The organism is Pseudomonas brassicacearum, assembly GCF_009601685.2.
Classification (GTDB): Bacteria; Pseudomonadota; Gammaproteobacteria; order Pseudomonadales; family Pseudomonadaceae; genus Aquipseudomonas; species Aquipseudomonas kilonensis_B.
In genome coordinates, this window is sequence record NZ_CP045701.2 from 1,989,510 (window position 1) to 2,013,198 (window position 23,689).

General features: G+C 64.4%; 11 protein-coding genes. 6 read left to right on the forward strand and 5 right to left on the reverse strand.

Translation table 11 applies throughout. The features are described 5' to 3' along the window. Positions 1-34: 34 nt before the first annotated feature. Positions 35-583, reverse strand: a complete 549-nt coding sequence (locus tag GFU70_RS08765) for an RNA polymerase factor sigma-70 (protein ID WP_024619408.1) — start codon at positions 581-583, stop codon at positions 35-37. 270 nt (positions 584-853) lie between these two features. On the opposite strand from GFU70_RS08765, the gene GFU70_RS08770 reads away from it, so the two are divergent. Then, a complete protein-coding gene (locus tag GFU70_RS08770; RefSeq protein WP_153387881.1) occupies positions 854-13,840 on the forward strand; it encodes a non-ribosomal peptide synthetase in 12,987 nt (4,328 codons plus the stop codon). Positions 13,841-14,058: 218 nt separating this feature from the next. Next, complete coding sequence (locus GFU70_RS08775) at positions 14,059-14,871, forward strand: alpha/beta fold hydrolase (RefSeq protein WP_153387882.1); 813 nt, start codon at positions 14,059-14,061, stop codon at positions 14,869-14,871. A gap of 210 nt (positions 14,872-15,081) precedes the next feature. On the opposite strand, the gene dsbG is transcribed toward GFU70_RS08775, so the two are convergent. From dsbG to dsbD, 3 genes are read right to left on the reverse strand one after another with little or no spacing between them, the layout of a single operon-like run. After that, on the reverse strand, positions 15,082-15,849 hold the full coding sequence (dsbG, locus tag GFU70_RS08780) for a thiol:disulfide interchange protein DsbG (RefSeq protein ID WP_058545828.1): 768 nt from the start codon (positions 15,847-15,849) through the stop codon (positions 15,082-15,084). Beyond that, positions 15,825-16,694 carry a TlpA family protein disulfide reductase gene (locus GFU70_RS08785; RefSeq protein ID WP_058545827.1) on the reverse strand — a complete coding sequence of 290 codons (870 nt, stop codon included), beginning with the start codon at positions 16,692-16,694 and terminating at the stop codon, positions 15,825-15,827. Before GFU70_RS08785 ends, dsbG begins: the two co-directional genes overlap by 25 nt. After that, on the reverse strand, positions 16,694-18,421 hold the full coding sequence (dsbD, locus tag GFU70_RS08790; RefSeq protein ID WP_153387883.1) for a protein-disulfide reductase DsbD: 1,728 nt from the start codon (positions 18,419-18,421) through the stop codon (positions 16,694-16,696). Before dsbD ends, GFU70_RS08785 begins: the two co-directional genes overlap by 1 nt. 175 nt (positions 18,422-18,596) lie before the next feature. On the opposite strand from dsbD, the gene GFU70_RS08795 reads away from it, so the two are divergent. The 4 genes from GFU70_RS08795 (at position 18,597) to GFU70_RS08810 (ending at position 22,551) form a co-directional block, all read left to right on the forward strand. Then, complete coding sequence (locus tag GFU70_RS08795) at positions 18,597-19,277, forward strand: response regulator (protein ID WP_013692602.1); 681 nt, start codon at positions 18,597-18,599, stop codon at positions 19,275-19,277. Continuing rightward, positions 19,274-20,605, forward strand: coding sequence for an ATP-binding protein (locus GFU70_RS08800; protein WP_153387884.1), 1,332 nt, complete (start codon positions 19,274-19,276; stop codon positions 20,603-20,605). Before GFU70_RS08795 ends, GFU70_RS08800 begins: the two co-directional genes overlap by 4 nt. A gap of 221 nt (positions 20,606-20,826) precedes the next feature. Next, complete coding sequence (locus GFU70_RS08805; RefSeq protein ID WP_153387885.1) at positions 20,827-22,239, forward strand: aspartate aminotransferase family protein; 1,413 nt, start codon at positions 20,827-20,829, stop codon at positions 22,237-22,239. An 84-nt stretch (positions 22,240-22,323) separates the two neighbouring features. After that, positions 22,324-22,551, forward strand: coding sequence for an MbtH family protein (locus GFU70_RS08810; protein WP_028237696.1), 228 nt, complete (start codon positions 22,324-22,326; stop codon positions 22,549-22,551). A 186-nt stretch (positions 22,552-22,737) separates the two neighbouring features. Here GFU70_RS08810 and GFU70_RS08815 read toward each other — a convergent pair whose 3' ends face one another. Then, the gene (locus GFU70_RS08815; protein WP_014337326.1) at positions 22,738-23,556 is read right to left on the reverse strand and encodes a pyruvate, water dikinase regulatory protein; all 819 of its coding nucleotides are present in this window, start codon (positions 23,554-23,556) and stop codon (positions 22,738-22,740) included. Between the last annotated feature and the right edge of the window lie 133 nt (positions 23,557-23,689).

Consider the following 23,689-nt stretch of genomic DNA (forward strand, 5'->3'; position numbering starts at 1 on the left):
TTGCCCGCGATGGGGCCGGAACTGACACCTCATATCACCGCCGGGCGAAGGTATCCCCCCGAACCCCCGACACCTTGCGGCAATGCACCAGGGCATCGCGGATCATGAAGTTCACCAGGGTCGGCGAGACGCCCAGTTCCTTGGCGATGTCCTTCTGCGGCACGCCATGCAGGCGATACATCTCGAAGGCATAGCGGGTGCGGCTGGGCAGTTCGGTCAGCGCGTCGGCGATGTGCTCCAGCGTGGAAAAGTTGATATGGGAGGTTTCTGGTGAAGCACCCTGGATCACCACGTTCAACCCTTCCTCTTCCGGCCCCGAGTATTTCTGTTCCAGCGCCTGCTTGCGGTAATGGTCGATCGCCAGGTTGCGCACGATCTGGAACAGATAGCTGAGCTGCGCCTTGAACGAGGAGGTGATCTGGGGCGCCGATTGCAGTCGGAAAAACGCGTCCTGCACCACATCTTCCGCGCGGGAGCGGCAGCCGGTAATGCGTGCCGCGATCTTGACCAGGATCAATCGGTTGTCCACGAATGCCTGGAGTAACGGTGAGTCGCACCTGCTTGTGGATACTTGTTCCGTCATGGAATTCACCTTGCTGCAAAAAGTTAGCAGGACGTCCGGATGCCGCACCCGTCCTACACATCGAGCGCCAAATTAGGCTTAATGATAATGATTGTCAATTGAGAAGAAGAATTATTGATGATGTGGCGTCCAGCCTCGGTGCTGCGACCCATTGCCGCGGTGCGTGGCTGTCGGCGGCTTCGGCGAGCCGGCTCCCCGACTAATTATTTATCGGTGCTATCCGTTCCCATGGGTGACAACTTGCAAGCCGAATCCAGGCAGGAACCCCCCATGACCGACGCGTTCGAACTCCCCATCACCCTGGCTCATGCCCTCCAGCGCCGCGCCGCGTTGACGCCGGACCGGGTGGCCCTGCGCTTCCTTGCCGACACCCCTGGGCAGGGCGTGGTGTTGAGTTATCGCGACCTGGACCTGCGTGCCCGGACCATCGCCGCCGCCTTGCAGGCCGAGGCAGCGCTGGGTGATCGCGCCGTGCTGCTGTTCCCCAGCGGCCCGGATTACGTCGCGGCGTTCTTTGGCTGCCTCTATGCCGGGGTGATTGCCGTGCCGGCCTATCCACCGGAGTCCGCCCGTCGCCATCATCAAGAGCGCTTGCTGTCGATCCTCAAAGACGCCGAACCGCGCCTGCTGCTCACCAGCAGCGATCTGCGCGAGCCATTGCAAGCCATCGACTCGGCGCCGCCGGTGTTGTGCGTCGATACCCTCGACCCGGCTTGCGCCGGGCAATGGCGGATGCCGGCGCTGCAGGACGATGACATTGCCTTCTTGCAATACACCTCCGGCTCCACCGCGTTACCCAAGGGCGTGCAGGTCAGCCACGGCAACCTGGTCGCCAACGAACTGCTGATCCGCCATGGCTTCGGCATCGACCTGAACCCTGATGACGTCATCGTCAGCTGGTTGCCGCTGTACCACGACATGGGCTTGATCGGCGGCTTGCTGCAGCCGGTGTTCAGCGGCGTTCCGTGCGTATTGATGTCGCCGGCCTACTTCCTGGCCCGACCCCTGCGCTGGCTCGAAGCGATCAGCGAATACGGCGGCACCATCAGCGGTGGCCCGGACTTCGCCTATCGGCTGTGCAGCGAACGGATCAGTGATTCGGCCCTGCAGCGTCTCGACCTGAGCGGCTGGCGCGTGGCCTATTCCGGTTCCGAGCCGATCCGCCTCGACACGCTGGAGCGTTTTGCCGAGAAGTTCGCCCCGTGCAGCTTCACGCCGGACAATTTCATGGCCTCCTACGGCCTGGCCGAAGCGACCTTGTTCGTCGCCGGCACGCCGCGCCGCCACGGCATTGCTTCGCTGCGGGTGGATGATGTGGCGCTGGCGCAAAACCGTGCCGAGCCGGGGCAGGGCAGTGCGGTGATGAGTTGTGGTGTCAGCCAGCCCGGGCACGCGGTGCTGATCGTCGAGCCCGCCACGTTGCAGCCATTGGCCGACAATCAGGTCGGTGAAGTCTGGGCGGCCGGGCCGAGCATCGCCCTGGGTTACTGGCGCAATCCCGAAGCCAGCGCCAAGACCTTTGTCCAGCACGACGGCCGGACCTGGCTGCGTACCGGTGACCTGGGTTTCCTGCGCGGTGGCGAGCTGTTCATCACCGGTCGCCTGAAAGACCTGCTGATCGTGCGCGGGCATAACCTCTATCCCCAGGACATCGAGCAAACCATCGAACGTGAAGTGGAGGTGGTGCGCAAGGGCCGCGTGGCCGCGTTCGCGGTCAACGATGGCGGTGAAGAAGGCATCGGCATCGCTGCGGAAATCAGCCGCAGCGTGCAGAAAATCCTGCCGCCCGAAGCCTTGATCAAAGCCATTCGCCAGGCGGTGGCCGAGGCCTGCCAGCAAGCCCCGAGCGTAGTGGTGCTGCTCAATCCCGGCGCGTTGCCCAAGACCTCCAGCGGCAAGTTGCAGCGCTCGGCGTGCCGCAGTCGATTGGCCGATGGCAGCTTGGACAGTTATGCACGGTTCCCATCAGCCGAGGCAGAAGTCGCTGACGAGTCTGCGCCGTCCTCCGAGCTGCAAACGCTCATCGGCCAAATCTGGCGGGAGCAGTTGCAGGTCGAACAGGTCCAGGCTGACGATCATTTCTTCCTGCTGGGCGGCAACTCCATCGCCGCCACCCAGGTGATCGCACGGCTACGGGAAACCCTGGGGCTGGAACTGAACCTGCGCCTGCTGTTCGAAGCGCCAACCCTGGCCGCGTTCGCCGCCGCGGTGGCGAACCAGCAACAGGACGGCGGTCAGCCTCAAGGCGCGATCAGCGCATTGTCGCGCGACGAAGCGTTGCCGCAATCCCTGGCCCAGAACCGTTTGTGGTTTACCTGGCAGCTCGATCCGACGAGCCATGCCTACAACATTCCTGGCGCCTTGCACCTGCGCGGCGAGCTGGACGAAGACGCGTTGCGCGCCAGTTTCCAGCAATTGATCGAGCGTCATGAGTCCCTGCGCACGCGGTTTCTGGAGCGGGATGGCGTGGCCCTGCAACAAGTCGATCCGGCCGGTGAATTCAAGCTGCCCGTCATCGACCTCGGCGACCTGCCCGCCGCCTCGCGTGAAGCCCGGGCGCGACAGGTTCGAGAAGACGAAGCGGCCACGCCGTTCGATCTGCAGAAGGGGCCGCTGCTGCGGGTCAGCCTGTTGCGTCTCGACGAGGATGACCATCAACTGCTGGTGACACTGCACCACATCATCGCCGACGGCTGGTCGATGAATGTGTTGATTGAAGAATTCTCCCGCTTGTACGCCGCCGCCTCCCAAGGCCAGGTCGCCGAGCTGGCGCCGTTGTCCTTGCAATACGCCGACTACGGCAGTTGGCAGCGCCAATGGCTCGCCCAGGGCGAGGCCGAGCGCCAACTGAGCTACTGGAAGCAGCAATTGGGTGCTGAACATCCGGCCCTGGTGCTGGGCACGGATCACCCGCGCGGCGCTCAACGCCAGCGCAGTGCCGCGCGGCATAGTCTGCGCCTGGACAACGGCCTCGGCGAGGCGCTGCGTCAAGTGGCCCAGGCCCATGAGGCGACGCCATTCATGTTGTTGCTGGCAGCCTTCCAGGCGCTGCTGCAGCGTTACACCGGCCAATCCGACATCCGCATCGGCGTGCCCAACGCCAACCGTCCGCGCCTGGAAACCCAGGGGCTGATCGGCTTCTTCATCAACACCCAGGTGCTGTGTGGGCAGGTCGATTCACGTCAGCCATTCGCCGCGCTGCTGGCCCAGGCACGGGAAGCCACACTTGGTGCCCAGGCCCACCAGGACCTGCCATTCGAACAACTGCTCGAAGCGTTTCCCGAGGCGCGTGAGCAGGGCCTGTTCCAGGTGATGTTCAACCACCAGCAGCGGGACTTGAGTGCCTTGCGCCGTTTGCCGGGGTTGCTGGCCGAGGCGTTGCCGTGGCACAGCCGCGAAGCCAAGTTCGACCTGCAACTGCACAGCGAGGAAGATCGCAACGGTCGGTTGACGCTGTCGTTCGACTACGCCGACGAACTGTTCGAGGCGGCGACTATCGAGCGGCTGGCGGCGCATTACTGCAACCTGTTGCGGGCGGTCTGCGCCGATCCGCAACAAGCCATCGGCGATGTGCCGTTATTGGGCGCTGCTGAACACAGCCAACAGCAGCAATGGAGCGCTGCCCCGTGCGCACCGGCCAGCCAATGGCTGCCGGAACTGTTGAACGAACAGGCCCGGTGTACGCCGCAACGTATCGCGTTGCGCTGGAACGGTGGCCAACTCGAGTATGCCGAGCTGCACGCCCAGGCCAACCGCCTGGCCCATTACCTGCGGGACAAGGGCGTTGGCCCGGACGTGTGCGTGGCGATTGCCGCCGAGCGCTCGCCGCAGTTGCTCATCGGCGTGCTGGCGGTCATCAAGGCCGGCGGCGCCTACGTGCCGCTGGATGCGGACTACCCGACCGAACGGCTGGCCTACATGCTCCACGACAGCGGCGTCGACTTGCTGCTGACCCAAACCGCGCTGCTCGAACGTTTGCCGGCTTGCGACGGCGTCAGTGTCATCGCCATGGACACCCTGCGCCTGGAGCAATGGCCGAGCAACCCGCCGGGCCTGCACCTGCACGGCGACCACCTGGCCTACGTGATCTACACCTCCGGCTCCACCGGCCAGCCCAAAGGCGTCGGCAACACCCACGCCGCCCTGGCCGAGCGCCTGCAATGGATGCAAGCGACCTACGGGCTGGATGCTACCGATGTGCTGATGCAAAAAGCGCCGATCAGTTTCGACGTGTCGGTCTGGGAATGCTTCTGGCCGCTGATCACCGGCAGCCAATTGGTGCTGGCTGGCCCTGGCGAACACCGTGACCCGCACCGCATCGCCCAGTTGGTGCAGCAGTTTGGCGTCACCACGCTGCACTTCGTGCCGCCGTTGCTCAGCCTGTTTGTCGACGAACCACTGAGCGCCCGCTGCAGCAGTCTGCGCCGGCTGTTCTCCGGTGGCGAAGCCTTGCCCGCCGAACTGCGCAACCGGGTGTTGGCGCAACTGCCGGCGGTGCAATTGCACAATCGCTATGGCCCGACCGAAACCGCGATCAACGTCACCCATTGGTATTGCACCGAGGCCGATGGCGAGCGCTCGCCGATCGGCCGTCCCCTGGGCAACGTGCTGTGCCGGGTACTCGACAGCGACCTCAACCCCGTACCGGCCGGCGTGCCCGGCGAGCTGTGCATCGGCGGCCTGGGCCTGGCCCGGGGTTACCTCGGCCGTCCGGGCCTGAGCGCCGAGCGCTTCGTCGCCGACCCATTGGGGCCGGCCGGTGCGCGGTTGTACCGGACCGGCGACCGTGCGCGCTGGAGCGCCGATGGCGTGATCGAATACCTTGGCCGCCTCGACCAGCAGATCAAGCTGCGCGGTTTTCGGGTCGAGCCGCAGGAAATCGAAGCGCGCCTGCTGGCCCAGGACGGCGTCGCCCAAGTGGCGGTGTTGGTGCGCGACACCTCGGCCGGTCCGCAGTTGATCGGCTATTACACCGCCTCGGATGTCGCTCAGGATCAGGACGAGTTGAGCCATCGACTCAAAACCGCCCTGGCTGCCGAGCTGCCCGATTACATGGTGCCCGCCCAGTTGCTGCGCCTGGACGCCATGCCCCTGGGCCCGAGTGGCAAGCTCGACCGCCGCGCCTTGCCCGAACCGCAATGGCAGGTGCGCGAGCACGTCGAACCGGCCAGCCCCCTGGAGCAGCAAATCGCCGGCATCTGGCGCGACGTGCTGGGCCTTGCGCGCATCGGCCTGCGGGACGATTTTTTTGCCCTCGGCGGCCATTCGCTGCTGGCGACCCAGATCATTTCCCGTACCCGCCAAACCTGTGACGTCGAACTGCCGCTGCGCACGCTGTTCGAGGCCAGTGAACTGGGGGCTTTTGCCGAGCAGGTGCGCTTGATCCAGGCCAGCGGCCAGACCAACCGCCAGCCGCCCATCGAGAAGGTCGACCGCAGCCAACCGGTGCCGCTGTCCTATTCCCAGCAGCGCATGTGGTTCCTCTGGCAGATGGAGCCGCACAGCCCGGCCTACAACGTCGGCGGCATGGCGCGGTTGCGCGGGGTGCTGGATGTCGGGCGCTTCGAGGCGGCCTTGCAGGCGTTGATCCTGCGCCACGAAACCCTGCGCACCACGTTCCCGAGCGTCGATGGCGTGGCTCGTCAGCAGGTGCACAGTGAAACGGGCCTGCGCATGGGCTGGAAGGATTTCTCGAAGCTGGCCGCCGACGTCCGCGAACAGCGGGTACAGCAACTGGCCGACAGCGAGGCCCACCAGCCTTTCGACCTGGAAACCGGGCCGCTACTGCGGGCCTGCCTGGTCAAGACCGCCGAGCATGAGCATTACTTTGTCCTGACGCTGCACCACATCGTCACCGAAGGCTGGGCGATGGACATTTTCGCCCGTGAACTGAGCGCGCTGTACGAAGCCTTTGTCGACGACCGTGAATCCCCGCTGGAACCGCTGCCGGTGCAATACCTGGACTACAGCGTCTGGCAGCGTCAGTGGCTGGAGTCCGGCGAGCGCCAGCGACAACTCGACTATTGGACCGCGCAATTGGGCCGCGAACATCCGCTGCTGGAACTGCCCGGTGACCGTCCGCGTCCGTCGGTGCAAAGTCATCGCGGTGAATTGTTCCGTTTTGACCTCAGCGATGAGCTGGCGGCGCGAGTCCGTGCCTTCAACGCGCAACAGGGCCTGACCCTGTTCATGACCATGACCGCCGCCCTGGCCGTGCTGCTCTATCGCTACAGCGGCCAGACCGACCTGCGCATCGGCGCGCCGGTGGCCAACCGCATCCGCCCGGAAAGCGAAGGGCTGATCGGGGCGTTCCTCAACACCCAGGTGTTGCGTTGCCAGCTCGACGGGCAGATGTCGGTGGGCGAACTGTTCGAACAGGTGCGCCACACCGTCATCGAAGGCCAGTCCCATCAGGACTTGCCGTTCGATCATCTGGTGGAAGCCCTGCAACCGCCGCGCAGTGCGGCCTACAACCCGCTGTTCCAGGTGATGTGCAACGTGCAGCGCTGGGAATTTCAGCAGAGCCGCACGCTGGCCGGTATGACGGTGGAATACCTGGTCAACGACGCCCGGGCCACCAAGTTCGACCTCAACCTGGAAGTCACCGACCTGGATCAGCGCCTGGGTTGCTGTCTGACCTACAGCACCGACCTGTTCGACGAACCGCGCATCGCGCGCATGGCCGGGCACTGGCGCAATCTGCTGGAGGCGTTGCTGGTCGATCCGGGCCGACGCCTGAGCGAACTGCCGTTGCTGGACACCCGCGAGCAGCAACAGCTGCTCGACAGCCTGGGCGTCGAGCCCGGTGAGCATCGCCTGGACCAATGCCTCCACGAACTGTTCGACGAACAGGCGCGGATGCGTCCCGATGCGCCGGCCCTGACGTTTGCCGGGCAGACCCTGACGTATGCGCAACTGAACAGCCGCGCCAATCGCCTGGCCTGGATGCTGCGCAAGCGAGGCGTCGGGCCGCAGGTGCGGGTCGGCCTGGCCCTGGAGCGTTCGCTGGAAATGGTCATCGGCCTGCTGGCGATCCTCAAGGCCGGCGGCGCCTACGTGCCGCTGGACCCGGAATACCCGCTGGACCGCTTGAGCTACATGATCGAGGACAGCGGCGTCAGCCTGCTGCTCAGTGACCGGGCGATGTTCCAGGCCCTTGGCGCGTTGCCCGAGGAAGTGGGGTGCTGGTGCCTGGAAGATGATTCGGCGGCCCTGGCGCACTACCCGGATCACCCGCTGCCGCTGATCAACCTGCCGCAACACCAGGCGTACCTGATCTACACCTCCGGCTCCACCGGCAAGCCCAAGGGCGTGGTGGTGTCCCACGGTGAAATCGCCATGCATTGCCAGGCAGTGATCCAACGCTTCGGCATGCGCCCGGACGATTGCGAGCTGCACTTCTATTCCATCAACTTCGACGCGGCCACCGAACGTCTGCTGGTGCCATTACTCAGCGGCGCCCAGGTGGTGCTGCGGGCCCAGGGCCAATGGGACGCCGAGGAAATCTGCGGGCTGATTCGCCAGCATCGCATCAACATTCTTGGTTTCACCCCCAGCTACGGCAGCCAGTTGGCGCAGTGGCTGGCGACCCAGGGCCAGACCCTGCCGGTGCGCATGTGCATCACCGGCGGCGAGGCCCTGACCGGCGAGCATTTGCAACGCATTCGCGCGGCGTTCAGCCCAAATCTGTTCTTCAACGCCTATGGCCCGACCGAAACCGTGGTCATGCCGCTGGCGAGCCTGGCTGCGCAGCGACTGGAAGAGGGCGCGGCCAGTGTGCCGATTGGCAGCGTGATTGGCGCCCGCGTGGCGTACATCCTCGACGCCGACCTGGCGTTGGTGCCGCCAGGCGCCACAGGTGAGTTGTATGTGGGCGGTGCCGGTCTGGCCCAGGGTTATCACCAGCGTCCGGGCATGACCGCCGAGCGTTTCGTCGCCGACCCGTTCGCCACCGAGGGCGGACGCCTCTATCGTACCGGCGACCTGGTGCGCCAGGGTGCCGACGGTCTGGTGGAATACCTGGGGCGGATCGACCATCAGGTGAAAATCCGCGGCTTTCGCATCGAACTGGGGGAAATCGAAACCCGCCTGCTGGAGCATGACGCGGTGCGCGAGGCCGTGGTATTGGCCCTCGACACGCCCGGCGGCAAGCAACTGGCCGGTTATCTGGTGAGCGACGTCGCCAGCCAGGACAACGCGCAACAAGCGACCTTGCGCGACGCCTTGAAAAACCACCTCAAGGCCCAACTGCCGGACTACATGGTGCCCGCGCACCTGATCCTGCTAGCGAGCATGCCGCTGACCGCCAACGGCAAGCTCGACCGCCGCGCCTTGCCGCTGCCCGATCCCGAACTCAATCGCCAACACTACGTGGCGCCGAGCAATGCCCTGGAGCAGACCCTGGCGGCGATCTGGTGCGACGTGCTGAACGTCGGGCAGGTGGGACTCAACGATAACTTCTTCGAGTTGGGCGGCGATTCGATCCTGTCCATCCAGGTGGTCAGCCGCGCCCGGCAGCAGGGCATTCATTTCACGCCCCGCGACCTGTTCCAGCACCAGACCGTACAGACCCTGGCAGGCGTTGCCACGCTCAGCCAGCAAGTGCACGCCGAGCAAGGCCTGTTGCAGGGTGAGTCCGGACTGACGCCGATCCAGCACTGGTTCTTCGAGCGTCAGATCCCCAATCGGCATCACTGGAACCAGGCGCTGGTGCTGGAGCCGACCACGGCCCTGGCGCCGCAACCGCTGGAGCAGGCGCTGCGCAGCGTCTTGCAGCACCACGATGCCTTGCGCCTGGGCTTCAGTGAGACCGCCGGGCATTGGCGTGCCGAGCATCAGCCATTGTCTGGCGTTGCGCTGTTGCAGCACCTGTGCGTGGACACCGCGCAGGATTGCGAAGCGTTATTTGCCCAGGCGCAGAGCTGTTTCAATCTATCAACCGGGCCATTGCTGCGCGCCGTGCTGGCGCAGCTACCCGACGGCCAGCAACGGTTGCTGATCGTCATCCATCACCTGGTGGTCGACGGTGTGTCGTGGCGGGTGCTGATGGACGATTTGCAAACCGTCTACCGCCAGCTCACCGCCGGGCGGGAGGTGCAGTTGCCGGCCAAGACCAGCCCATTGCGCGATTGGGCCGCACGCTTGCAGGCCTACGCCGGCAGCGAGTCCTTGCGCGAGGAACTGGAGTGGTGGCAAGCACAGTTGAGCGGCGCGCAGCTGCAGCTGCCCTGCGCGAATCCCGACGGCGGACTCCAGGAACGTCACGCTGAAACCATCAGCGTGCGCCTGGACGCCGAGCGCACCCGGCAACTGCTGCAACAGGCGCCGAGCGCCTATCGCACCCAGGTCAACGACCTGCTGCTTACCGCGCTGGCCCGGGTGCTGTGCCGTTGGAGCGGCCATGCCTCGGCCCTGGTCCAGCTCGAAGGCCACGGCCGCGAAGCACTGTTCGACGACATCGACCTGACCCGCACCGTCGGTTGGTTCACCAGCGTCTATCCCGTGCGCCTGAGTCCAGCGGCCGAAGGCTACGGTGCCTCGATCAAGGCCATCAAGGAACAACTGCGCGCGGTGCCCCACAAGGGCCTCGGCCATGGCGTATTGCGCTACCTGGCGGACGCGGCGACGCGCCAGACGATGGCCGGCTTGCCGCACGCGGCGATCACCTTCAACTACCTGGGCCAGCTCGACCAGACCTTGGGTCACGATGCGTTGTTCCAGCCGCTGGATGCGCCGCTGGGTGCGATTCACGATCCCGAGGCACCACTGCCCAACGAACTGAGCGTCGACAGCCAGGTCAGCGGCGGCGAGCTGGTGCTGCGCTGGACCTTCAGTGCCCAGCGCCATGACCGCCAGGCGATTGCCTCGCTGGCCGAGGCCTACCTCGATGAGTTGCAACACCTGATCGAGCATTGCCTGACGGACGAGGCGGGCGGCCTGACGCCATCGGACTTCCCCCTGGCGAAACTGACCCAGGGCCAACTCGACAGCTTGCCGGTGCCGGCCGGGCAGATCGAAGACGTCTACCCGCTGACGCCGATGCAGGAAGGCATGCTCCTGCACACCTTGCTGGAACCGGGTACGGGCCTGTACTACATGCAGGATCGCTATCGCATCAACAGCGAACTGGACGCGCAGCGTTTTGCCCAGGCCTGGCAAGCGGTCATCGCCCGCCACGAAGCCTTGCGCGCCTCGTTCTGCTGGAACGTCGGCGAAGACATGCTGCAAATCATCCACAAGCCGGGCCGCACGCCGGTGGATTACCTCGACTGGTCCGAGGTGCCCGAAGACGCCCAGGAAGCCAAGCTCCAGGCGCTGCTCAAGAACGAGCGCGAGGCCGGTTTCGATCTGCTGAACCAGGCGCCGTTCCACCTGCGGTTGATTCGGGTCGGCGCGGCACGCTACTGGTTCATGATGAGTAACCACCACATCCTCATCGATGCGTGGTGCCGTTCGCTGCTGATGGACGACTTCTTCGAGATCTACACCGCCCTGGGTGAAAACCGCGAACCGCAGTTGGCTGTGCCGCCGCGTTATCGCGACTACATCGGTTGGTTGCAGCACCAGAGCCTGGCCGAAGCCCGGCAGTGGTGGAGGCACAACCTGCAAGGCTTTGAGCGGACCACGCCGATCCCCAGCGACCGGCCGTTGCTGCGCGAGCACGCCGGTGACAGCGGCGGCATGAGCGTCGGCGACTGCTACACCCGTCTCGATGCCCGGGATGGCGCACGGCTGCGGGAACTGGCCCAGGCCCATCAACTGACGGCCAACACCTTTGCCCAGGCGGCGTGGGCGTTGGTGCTGCGGCGGGTCAGCGGGGATCGCGACGTGCTGTTTGGCGTCACTGTGGCCGGACGCCCGGTGGAGCTGCCGCAGATGCAACGCACCGTGGGGCTGTTCATCAACAGCGTCGCCTTGCGCGTGCAAATGCCTGAGGACCATCAGCGTTGCAGTGTGCGCCAGTGGCTCAGCGATCTGCTGGACAGCAACATGCAACTGCGCGAGTACGAATACTTGCCGCTGGTGAGCATTCAGGAGGTCAGCGAACTGCCCAAGGGCCAGCCGCTGTTCGACAGTCTGTTCGTGTTCGAGAACGCGCCGGTGGAGGTCTCGGTGCTGGACCGCGCGCAAAGCCTCAACGCCACTTCGGACTCGGGCCGCACCCACACCAACTTCCCGCTGACGGCGGTCTGCTATCCGGGGGATGACCTGGGCCTGCACCTTTCGTACGACCAGCGCTACTTCGATGAAAGTACCGTCCAGGGGCTGCTGGGCGAGTTCAAGCGGTTGTTGCTGGCGTTGATGGAGGGCTTGCACGGCGACATGAGCGAGCTGCCGCTGATCGGTGCTCAAGAGCAGGATTTGCTCATCGAAGGCTGCAACCAGAGCGAGCGTGCCTATCCGTTGGAACAGAGCTACGTCGAACTGTTCGAGGCGCGGGTCGCGGCTCATCCGCAACGTCCTGCGGTCAGTTGCCTGGACGCGAGCTACAGCTACGCCGAATTGAATGCGCGCAGCAACCGCCTCGGTCATGCCCTGATCGCTGCCGGTGTCGGCCTGGATCAGCCGGTGGCGCTGCTGGCCGAACGGGATACCGAGCTGCTGGGCATGATCATCGGCAGCTTCAAGGCCGGTGCCGGCTACTTGCCGCTGGACCCGGGCCTGCCGAGCCAGCGCCTGAGCCGCATCATCGAATTGAGCCGCACGCCGTTGCTGGTTTGCACCCAGGCCTGCCAGGCCCAGGCGCAGGCCTTGCTGGATGAGTTCGCCTGCTCCGGGCGCCCGAAGTTGCTGGTGTGGGAAGCCGTCCAGGCCAGCGCTCTTTCGCTGGAAAACCCGGGCGTCTACAGCGGGCCGGATAACCTGGCCTACGTGATCTACACCTCTGGCTCCACCGGCCTGCCCAAAGGCGTGATGGTGCAACAGCGGGGCATGCTCAACAACCAACTGAGCAAGGTGCCGTACCTGGCGCTGAGCGAGGCGGATGTGATCGCCCAGACGGCGTCCCAGAGCTTCGATATTTCGGTCTGGCAGTTCCTGGCCGCGCCGTTGTTCGGCGCCCGGGTCGACATCGTGCCCAACGCCATCGCCCACGACCCGCAAGGGCTGCTGGAGCATGTACAGCAGCAGGGCATTAGCGTGCTGGAAAGCGTGCCATCGCTGATCCAGGGCATGCTCGCCCAGGAACGCATCGGCCTGGATGGCTTGCGCTGGATGCTGCCCACCGGCGAAGCGATGCCGCCGGAACTGGCCCATCAATGGTTGCTGCGTTACCCGGACATCGGTCTGGTCAACGCCTACGGCCCGGCGGAATGCTCCGATGACGTGGCGTTCTTTCGGGTCGACCTGGCCTCGACCCGTGGCACGTATCTGCCGATTGGCACGCCCACCGACAACAATCGTCTGTACCTGCTCGACGGCGCGCTGGACCTGGTGCCGCTGGGCGCGGTGGGTGAGTTGTGCGTGGCGGGCGCCGGGGTCGGGCGTGGTTATGTCAGCGATCCGTTGCGCACGGCTCCGGTGTTTGTGCCGAACCCGTTCGGCGCGCCGGGGGAGCGGCTGTACCGCACCGGCGACCTGGCGCGGCGGCGCAGCGATGGGGTATTGGAATACGTTGGACGCATCGACCATCAGGTGAAAATTCGTGGCTACCGCATCGAGTTGGGCGAAATCGAAGCGCGCCTGCACGAGCAAACCGAGGTCCGCGATGCGGCTGTCGGAGTACAGGAGGGCGCCAATGGCAAGCATCTGGTGGGTTACCTGGTCGCCGCCGAGTCGTCATTGACGCCGGTCGAACGCCTTGAGTGCATCAAGCGGCGCCTGCGCAATGAACTGCCGGAATACATGGTGCCGCTGCACTGGTTATGGCTCGACCGCCTGCCCCTCAATGCCAACGGCAAGCTCGACCGCAAGGCCTTGCCGGCCCTGGAGATCGGCCAGTTGCAAAGCCAGGACTACCAAGCCCCCGGCAATGAACTGGAACAGACCCTGGCCGACATCTGGGCCCAGGTATTGAGAGTCGAGCGGGTGGGGGTTCGGGACAACTTCTTCGAGCTGGGCGGGCATTCCTTGCTGGCGACGCAAATCGCCTCGCGGGTGCAAAAGGCCTTGCAACGCAACGTACCGCTGCGGGCGATGTTCGAATGCAGCACGGTGCGGGAGCTGGCTGACTACATCGATGGGTTGGCGGCCAGCGAGATCACTGAGGAGAAGGTGGATCGGTTGAATGATTTGATGGCGGAGTTGGAAGGGTTGTAGTTTTGCAGCGCTTGTAGCGGCTTCATCGCGGGCAAGCCTTGCTCCCACAGGGATCAGCTGTGAACAGAGTATTTGTGTTCGAGCATCAACCCTGTGGGAGCAAGGCTTGCCCGCGATGGGGGCAGCACAGGCACTGCTGGCTCAAAGGTTGACTGCTCACCTAGCACAGCTCAGTCTCCCCAAGGCTTTTTTCCCAGACTCAAACAAGGAGCTCACCCATGCCCTTTGCAACGATCGACGGACAACCGCTTCACTACCTGGACCAAGGCCAAGGCCCGGTGGTGGTGCTGGGCAGCAGCTATCTGTGGGACCACACCATGTGGGCGCCCCAGATCGAGGTGTTGTCCCAGCACTATCGGGTCATCGCCCTGGACTTGTGGGGGCACGGCCAGTCCGGGCGTTTGCCTGAGGGCATGACCTCCCTGGACGACCTGGCTCGTCAGGCATTGGCATTGATGGATCACTTGAACATCGACTGCTTCAACCTGGTCGGGCTCTCGGTGGGCGGGATGTGGGGCGCGCGGCTGGCGCTGGCGGCGCCTGAGCGCGTGCAGTCGCTGGTATTGATGGACACCTACGTGGGCGTCGAGCCGGAACCGACTCGCCAGTATTACTTCTCGCTGTTCGACAAGATCGAAGCCAGCGGCAGCATTCCCGAACCGTTGCTGGACATTATCGTGCCGATTTTCTTCCGGCCGGGCATCGACCCGCAGTCGGCGCTCTACCAACAGTTTCGCGCCACATTGGCCACGCTGCCTGTTGATCGCTTGCGCGACAGCATCGTACCGTTGGGGCGGATCATTTTTGGCCGGGACGATATCCTGCCGCGCCTGCATGAACTGGATGCCAAGCGCACGACGGTGATGTTTGGCGACCAGGACAAACCGCGTCCGCCGTCCGAGTCGCTGGAGATGGCCGAATTGATCGGGTGTCCCCATGTGTCGATTCCGGAAGCGGGGCACATCTCCAACCTGGAGAATCCAGAATTCGTGACCGGGGCGTTGCTGGAGTTCCTGACGCGCAAGCACTGACTGCTGGCTAACCGTGGCGAGGGAGCTTGCTCCCGCTGGGGCTGTAGGAGCTGGCGAAGCCTGCGATCTTTTGATCTTGATCTTTCGCTTGGGACTCAATTGTCTGGGACAAGATCGCAGCCTCGTTGCACTCGTCAGCTCCTACACAGCTCCAGGCGCACCCCAGCGGGAGCAAGCTCCCTCGCCACAAGAGCAGTTTTGGACTTTGGATCACTTCGGCCCGAGAATCTTCACCAGTTTGTCTGGTGACGGCGCGCCTTGCTGCTGTTGCAGGTCGCCTTTTTCATCCAGATAGAAAATCGCCGGGGTGGCGGACAGTTCCAGCTCGTCCATCAATTGCTGGTTGGCGTCCAGTTTCGCCTGGATGGCGGGCGGTATGTCCTTGAGCGGTTTGAGCGAGCTGCCCTTGCCGGCCTTTTCATGCTCGGCGAGGGCTTTTTCCGGGTCTTTGGCCGCCAGCAAGGCAGCGGATTTACCGGGGCTGTCTTCGCGAATGATGCCCACCATGATGTGGCGCAACTGCACCTTGCCGGCCTTGACCCAGGGCCGTGCCTGTTCCCAGAACATGTTGCAGTACGGGCAATTCGGATCGCTGAACAGGTACACCGTGCGCGGTGCGTCCTTGCTGCCGTCGGTGATCCAGTTGCTGCCCTCCATCTTCGCCCAGATGGCCTTGGCCATCGGTGCATAAACCAGTTTTTGCAGTGGCTCGGCGCTCAGGTCCTTGCCGTCGGCGTCGTACAGGTTGCCCAGCAGGACGTGCTGCCCATCCGGGGTCAGGTACAGCGCCATGCCACGGTTCTGGTATTGCGCCGCGTAACCACGCAAGCCGTCCGGCGCGTCGAAGGTGCCGATGATTTTTGCGCCCTTGGCTTCGATCTTCTTGATCGCCGCCGGCAATTCTTCGGCCTGGAGCAGCGGGGCCTGCGACAGTGTGGCGGCGACGGCCAGGGTCAGCAGGTGGCGGAGGCGGGGCATGGCGATTTCCTTATGGCGGAGTGGGGTGTCGTGGACGAGTCCGGCGTTTCGAAGTTCTCCAGGGCACGAGCCAGGCTCGCTTCCGACAATTCCCCCAGGTGGCTGCCCAGCAGGCGACCATCGGCGCTGTAGAACAGGGTGGTCGGCAGGGCCATGGAACCGACAGCCTGGCCGAGGCGGCCACTGCCATCGAACAATACGTTGGTCAGGCTCAGGCCTTGGGTGGCCAGGTAGGTGCTGACACTTTGCATGCTTTCGGCCTGATTGACGAACAGGAAGGTCAGGTCCGGACGCTGTTGCTGGGCTTCTTCGAGCACCGGCATTTCACGCCGGCAGGGCGGGCACCAGGTGGCCCATAGATTGATCACCAGGGGACCGCCCTGATAATCGGTGAGTTTCACGGTCTCGCCGTCGGCGGTGCGCAGGTTGATGTCCGGCAGCCGAGTGCCCTGTTCATAAATCGCCAACGACATTGTCGCCACCAGCCAGAACAGCAAGCCGCTGCCGACGCCGAAGCCCAATGGCCGACGCAGGGGCGGACGGCGCCGGGCCCACGACAAGGCGCCAATCAGCAGCGCCACGATGCCCGGCCAGGCCAGGAAGCCACCGTCGCGCAGGTCGACGATCTGCCACGGGTCGTCCCGGTAATGTTGCCAATAGGCGGCGACGAAGCCGATTCGTGCGGCCAGCAGGCCCAGCAGAAACAGCACGAACAGCACCGACTCAGGGTTTTCGCCTCCACGCTTGGCCACCCGCCAACCCACGAAGGTTGCCAGCGCCAGGGCGCTGATGAGCAACAGGTGATTAAGGGCGATGGCAAAGGTGCCCAAGGTAAACGTCAGCATCAGCGCGCGTCCCGGGTGAGGTTCCAGCGCTCCAGGAACGCCTTGGCATCGACTTCCCCGGTGATCCGCTGGCTGCGGCGCTCTTCACCGTCGGCGCCGATCCACAGCAGGCTCGGCGGCCCCGGCACCTGGTAACGGCCCAGCAGTTCGCGGCTGGCGGGGCTGTCGGCGGTGACGTCCAGGCGCAGCAGGCGCACACCGCTCAGGGCGTCCAGCACTTCGCTGCGGCCGAAAACCTGTTTCTCCATGATCTTGCAGGACACGCACCAGTCGGCGTAGTAGTCCAGCAGCACCCACTGGCCCTGGGCCTTGGCGGCGTCCAGTTCCCGTTGCAGGGCGGCGGGCTCGCTGACGGTGACGAACGCGTCGTGAGCACTGACGGTCGCGCTGCCCTCGGTGCCGGCGTAGACCTTCAGGGGCTGGAAGAAGTCATCGCCGCCGCCCGCTGCGCCGATCACCAGCAGGCTGCCCCACAGGCCGAACAGCAACGAGGCGCTGCCGCAGATATAGGCGGTGCGGCCGAAGCCTTCGGTCTGGCGCCAGGCGCTGTAGGCGGCGATCAACAGCAGCACGCCCCACAGACCGACCCACAACGAACCGTCGATGATCGGGCGAACCATCAGCAGCGCGGTGCCCAGGAACAGGAAGCCGAACACGCCCTTGAGCAGGTTCATCCAGGCGCCGGGCTTGGGCAGGAAACGGTTGCCCACGGTCACCAACAGCAACAGTGGCAAGCCCATGCCGAGGCCCATGGTGAACAGGATCAGCCCGCCGTGCAGCGCATTGCCGCTCTGGGCGATGTACAGCAGCGCGCCGGCCAGCGGGGCGGTCATGCACGGGCCTACCAACAGGCCGGACAGCGCCCCGATAATACCGGCGCCCACCAGGCTGCCACCGCGGCGCTGGCGCCCGGCGTTTTCCAGGCGGTCACGCAGGGCGGCCGGCAATTGCAATTCGAAGAAGCCGAACATGGGCAGCGCCAGCAACACGAATACGGCCGCGAAGCTGCCCAGCAGCCACGGTTGTTGCAGCAGCGCCTGGAGGTTGGCCCCCAACAGCGCGGCGAGCACGCCCATGGCGGCGTACACCAGGGCCATGCTGATCACGTAGCTGCCGGCCAGGGCCAGGCCGCGTCTCGGCCCGGCGCCGCTGCCCACCACCAGCCCGGCCAGGATCGGCAGCATCGGCAGCGAACACGGTGTGAACGCCAGCAGCAGGCCCAGGCCGAAGAACACCAGCAGGCTCCAACCCAAGGCTCGTTGTTGCAGGCCGCTGGCCAGGGCCTGGTCCTGCGCCTCGTCATTGACTGTCGTTGGTGCGGTGCCGCCCAGGTCCACCACCTGGGTCTGGGGGGGATAGCACAGGCCGGCGTCGGCGCAGCCCTGGAAGCCGACCTTGATCTGGCCCGTGGCACTGGCGGGTATCTTCAATTCCAGCGCCTGGCGATAGACCTGCTGGTCACCGAAAAACTCGTCGCTGTGGGCTTCACCCTCCGGCAGCTTGGGTTTCTGCGCCTCGGCCAAGCCATCGAACTTGAGCCGCTGCTGATACAGGTAGTACCCATCGGCGATTTGCCAGAACAGCTGGGTTTCCCCGGAGTCCAGGCGTTCGGAGGTAAACACGAACGCCTTTTCCACCGGCAGGAAATCGGGTTTGGTTTCGAAGGGATTGGCGGCCTGGGCCAGGCCCGAGATCAGGAACAGCCACAACAAAAACAATCGACGCATGGATAAAGCCTTAGAACGATGCAAGTGGAAAACACAATGGCGGCTGGCGATTAACCGTCGATTAACCCGGCGCCGGCCGGCAGGCGGCAATGATCGCCCATGTTGGCCGTACTCGTCGCATAATGTCGGCTTAATCGGCCGGCGGCCTAATGTACCTTTTTCCACGGGGCTTACCATGCGCGTACTGGTCTGCGAAGACGATGAGTTGATTGCCAGCGGGATCGTTGCCGGCCTTACGGCACAGGGCCTGACTGTCGAGCACGTCGCCACCGCCTCGGCGGCACGGGCGATGGTCGGCGTGGCGGAATTCGATGTCATGGTGCTGGACTTGGGATTGCCCGACGAGGACGGTCTCAAGCTGCTCAGGCAGTTGCGTCAACAGGGGCTGGAGACGCCGGTGCTGATCCTCACCGCCCGGGACTCGGTAACCGACCGGGTGGACGGCTTGCAGGCCGGCGCCGATGACTACCTGCTCAAACCCTTCGACCTGCGCGAACTGGCGGCGCGCCTGCACACGTTGCTGCGGCGCGTGGCGGGGCGCAGCGTCAACCTGATCGAGCACGGTCGCCTGACCTACGACCCCAGCAGTCGGGAAACCACCCTGGATGGCCAGCCGGTGGATCTGTCCCGGCGCGAGCAATCGCTGTTGCAGGCGCTGCTGCACAGTCGCGGCCGGGTGCTGTCCACCGAACAACTCAAGGACAGCGTCTATGGGTTCAACGACGAATTGGAAAGCAACGCCCTCAACGTCCATATCCACCACCTGCGGCGCAAGTTGGGTAACGGGATTGTCGAGACCGTGCGCGGCCTGGGCTATCGCCTGGGGCCGGCCGAAGGTGGAGAGTCCTCCAAGTGATGAGCTTGCGACTGCGCCTGAGCCTGACCCTTGGCGCGGCCTTCGCCCTGATCTGGGCCCTGGCCGCGGCGTGGATGATCAGTGACCTGCGCAACCAGATGATGTTCTCCCTCGACCAACGCCTGGTGGCGTCGGCGCGGATGGTCGCCGGGTTGCTGGAACAGATGCCACCGTTGTCCAGCAAAGGCGAAGGCACGCATTTGAGCGCCGAGCAATTGAGCATCCCTGGCGGCATGGCCTGTCAGGTCAGTTCCTTGCGCGGCGAGATTCTGGCCCGCAGCCACGGCACTCCAGAGCAAACACTGGAAGCCGAAAAAATGGGCTTTCACGACCAGATGATCGACGGCGCGCCCTGGCGCAGCTTCACCCTGGCCCGGGGCGATCTGCGCATCACCACCGCCGACCGCCAGATCGAACGCGAAGCCCTGAACATGTCGATCCTGCTGGCCGCCTCGGTGCCGGTGGGCGTGGCGTTGCTCGGTTGCCTGTGCCTGTTGTGGCTGGGTATTGGCCAGGGCCTGGCACCGCTCAATCGTATGCGCGATGCGTTGATGCGGCGCAATGCCGATTCCCTGGAGCCCTTGCAGATCCATCCGCTGCCCAGCGAATTGCGACCGCTGCTGGAGACCCAGAACCAGTTGTTCCAGCGCATCGGCAAGACCATCGAGCGCGAGCGACGGCTGACCGGCGACGCCGCCCACGAGCTGCGCAGCCCGCTGACGGCGATCAAGACGCACCTGCAAGTGGCGCGCATGACCGAGGGCGCCGCCCGCGACCAATCCCTGGCCCGGGCCGAGGAGGGCGCCGACCGCATGCACCGCACACTCGAACAGTTGCTGCTGCTGGCTCGGGTCGAGGGCAGCCTGTCGTTCGACGATGGCGTGCAGTGCAACGCCGAACAGGTCGCCCGGCTGGCGATCCAGGACTCCGCCAGCAGTGATTCGCGGCGGATCAGGCTGTACGTATCCCCAGGGTTGTCCGACGCACCGGTGCAGATGCCGGCGGTGCTTTCCATCGCCGCCTTGCGCAATCTGCTGGATAACGCCCTGCGCCATACGCCGGACGATACCGATGTGGAACTGAGCCTGGAGATGATCGGCCAGCGCGTGCGCTTCCAGGTCCGCGACCACGGCCCTGGCATCGCCGCCGACGACATCCAGCACCTGACTCAGCGCTTCTGGCGCAACGGCCAGAGCACCGGTTGCGGACTGGGGCTGGCGATCGTCCAGGCCATCGTCCAGCGTTGCGGCTGCGGCCTGCATTTCGACAGTCGCCCGGATGGGCTGCGGGTCGAATTGACGGTACCGGTGCAGGTGTTGCCGGCCTGATTCACTTCAACAATGGCCTGTAGGAGGGCCCTGTGGGAGCAAAGCTTGCTCCCACAGGCTTGATGAACAAACCACTGATCGCGTCGACCGGGAAAGCGCTGCCCGAGAGTAAATCCCTGCATTGCTGATCCGTTCCCACAACAGGAAACCTGCACGTGCGCTCCGACCGGAGGCGCACCTGTGCGGTGTGTCGTTACTTCAGCGTATTGCGGGGTCGAGGGATGTCAGTCGCCAACAGTCTTATCGAAGTACAGCCGGCGCGGGTCAGCCCTGCACCGGCCGAGACGCTCTACCAGTTCAATGAGTCGCCGCTGCTGGCCCGCCAGAATCGGCAGGAGTCCAATGCCCGCAGCTACCCACGACGGATTCCCCTGGCCCTCAAGCGCGCCAAGGGGTTGTATGTCGAGGACGTCGAGGGCCGCACCTTCATCGACTGCCTGGCCGGTGCCGGCACCTTGGCGCTGGGGCATAACCACCCGGTGGTGATCGAAGCGATCCAGCAGGTGTTGGCCGATGAGCTGCCGCTGCATACCCTGGACCTGACCACGCCGGTCAAGGACCGTTTTGTCCAGGACCTGTTCGGCCTGTTGCCGGCAGAGCTGGCCGCCGAGGCGAAGATCCAGTTCTGCGGCCCTACCGGAACCGACGCGGTGGAAGCCGCCCTCAAGCTGGTGCGCACCGCCACCGGCCGCAGCACCGTGCTGTCGTTCCAGGGCGGTTATCACGGCATGAGCCAGGGGGCGTTGAGCCTGATGGGCAGCCTGGGGCCGAAGAAACCCCTGGGCGCCTTGCTCAGCAGCGGTGTCCAGTTCATGCCATACCCCTACGATTACCGCTGCCCGTTCGGCCTGGGCGGCGTGGAGGGCGTGAAGGCCAATCTGCATTACCTGGAAAACCTGCTGAATGACCCCGAGGCCGGCGTGCAATTGCCGGCTGCCGTCATCGTCGAAGTGGTGCAGGGCGAGGGCGGGGTCATTCCCGCCGATCTGGACTGGCTGCGCGGTTTGCGGCGGATCACCGAGCAGGCGGGGGTAGCGTTGATCGTCGACGAAATCCAGAGCGGCTTTGGCCGTACCGGCAAAATGTTTGCGTTCGAGCACGCCGGGATCATTCCGGACGTGGTCGTGCTGTCCAAGGCCATCGGTGGCAGCCTGCCGCTGGCGGTGGTGGTTTATCGCGCCTGGCTCGACACCTGGCTGCCGGGTGCTCACGCCGGGACCTTCCGCGGCAATCAGATGGCCATGGCCGCCGGTTCCGCGGTGATGCGCTATCTGCAGGAGCATGACCTGCCGGCCCACGCCGCCGCCATGGGCGAGCGCCTGAGCGAGCACCTGCGCATTTTGCAGCGGGACTTTGCGCAACTGGGTGATATTCGCGGCCGCGGGTTGATGCTCGGCGTCGAACTGGTGGACCCAACGGGTAAGCCCGACGCCCTGGGCCATCCGCCAGTGCATGCACGCCTGGCGCCACAGCTGCAACGTGAATGCCTCAAGCGCGGGCTGATCCTGGAACTGGGTGGCCGGCAGGGCGGCGTGGTGCGGTTCCTGCCGCCGCTGATCATCACAAAGGTGGAAATCGACCGGGTTGCCGAAATTTTTGGGCGAGCCCTGCGGGCGGCGCTCGCCCAGGACTAATTTTCACTCGGGCCCGCACGTTCCTTTCATAGCCTGGCTGCGCATGCGCTGCAGCGAACCTCGAGCAAAGATGGAGAGACACCCATGACTTCAGTATTCGACCGCGAGGACATTGTCTTTCAGGTCGTGGTCAACCACGAAGAACAGTATTCGATCTGGCCAGACTACAAGGCCGTTCCCGAAGGCTGGCGTACCGTCGGCAAAAGCGGGTTCAAGAAGGAATGCCTGGCCTACATCGAAGAGGTCTGGACCGACATGCGCCCGCTGAGCCTGCGCAAGAAGATGGAAGAGCAGGCGGCTGTGGCTCATTGAGGTAGAACCTGTGGGAGCAAGCTTTCCACAGGAGGAAAGCAGGGAATACAAATCCTGCAGTCATACCAGAACCAATGTGGGAGCGAGCTTGCTCGCGATTGGGGAGTGTCAGGCAACATTCATGCAACTGACGCACCGCTATCGCGAGCAAGCTCGCTCCCACAGGTTTGGCTTTAGGCCTCTACCTTACTTGAACCGCCGCTCCACCCCTTTCTCCACCAGGATCTTCGCCGAAATCTCTTCCACGGAAAAATGCGTGGAATTGATATGGGGAATGTTCTCCCGCCGGAACAGGTTTTCCACCTCGCGCACTTCGAACTCGCACTGGGCATAGCTTGAATAGCGGCTGTTGGGCTTGCGCTCGTTGCGGATCGCGGTGAGGCGGTCCGGGTCGATGGTCAGGCCGAACAGCTTGTGCTGGTGGGCGCGCAGGGCGCTGGGCAGTTGCAGGCGCTCCATGTCGTCTTCGGTCAGCGGGTAATTGGCCGCGCGGATGCCGAATTGCATCGCCATGTACAGGCACGTCGGTGTCTTACCACAACGCGACACGCCCACTAGGATCAGGTCGGCCTTGTCGTAATAATGCGTGCGCGCGCCATCGTCGTTGTCCAGCGCGAAGTTGACCGCCTCGATCCGCTCCATGTAGTTGGAGTTGTGGCCAATGGAGTGGGATTTGCCGACCGAGTAGGAGGAATGCTCGCTCAGCTCCTGCTCCAGGGGCGCCAGGAACGTGGAAAAAATGTCGATCATGAAACCATTGGACGTTGCGAGAATCTCACGGATGTCCTGATTGACGATGGTATCGAAGATAATCGGGCGGAAACCGTCGGTTTCGGCGGCTTTATTGATTTGCTGTACCATGGCCCGCGCCTTGTCGACGTTGTCGATGTACGGGCGTATGAACTTGGCGAAGGTAATGTTTTCGAACTGTGCCAACAGGCTTTGGCCTAGCGTTTCGGCCGTGATGCCGGTGCCGTCGGAGATAAAGAAAGCAGATCGTTTCATTTGCGCCTTGGGCCTTAAGCTAGTGAGCTAGTGACGATTCTTGGATATGATAGGCGCGATTTGCCGGCCGCCAGTGGCCCGCATTCTCACTTATTTTCCAGGTCCAGGCCATATCGCCGGTCGTCGCTCCCCT

Coding starts and splice junctions, on each gene's coding strand:
- dsbG (WP_058545828.1), bottom strand. CDS start 15,849: ATGCCCCGCCTCCGCCACCTGCTGACCCTGGCCGTCGCCGCCACACTG.
- GFU70_RS08805 (WP_153387885.1), top strand. CDS start 20,827: ATGTCAGTCGCCAACAGTCTTATCGAAGTACAGCCGGCGCGGGTCAGC.
- GFU70_RS08815 (WP_014337326.1), bottom strand. CDS start 23,556: ATGAAACGATCTGCTTTCTTTATCTCCGACGGCACCGGCATCACGGCC.
- GFU70_RS08770 (WP_153387881.1), top strand. CDS start 854: ATGACCGACGCGTTCGAACTCCCCATCACCCTGGCTCATGCCCTCCAG.
- GFU70_RS08810 (WP_028237696.1), top strand. CDS start 22,324: ATGACTTCAGTATTCGACCGCGAGGACATTGTCTTTCAGGTCGTGGTC.
- GFU70_RS08795 (WP_013692602.1), top strand. CDS start 18,597: ATGCGCGTACTGGTCTGCGAAGACGATGAGTTGATTGCCAGCGGGATC.
- dsbD (WP_153387883.1), bottom strand. CDS start 18,421: ATGCGTCGATTGTTTTTGTTGTGGCTGTTCCTGATCTCGGGCCTGGCC.
- GFU70_RS08775 (WP_153387882.1), top strand. CDS start 14,059: ATGCCCTTTGCAACGATCGACGGACAACCGCTTCACTACCTGGACCAA.
- GFU70_RS08785 (WP_058545827.1), bottom strand. CDS start 16,694: ATGCTGACGTTTACCTTGGGCACCTTTGCCATCGCCCTTAATCACCTG.
- GFU70_RS08765 (WP_024619408.1), bottom strand. CDS start 583: ATGACGGAACAAGTATCCACAAGCAGGTGCGACTCACCGTTACTCCAG.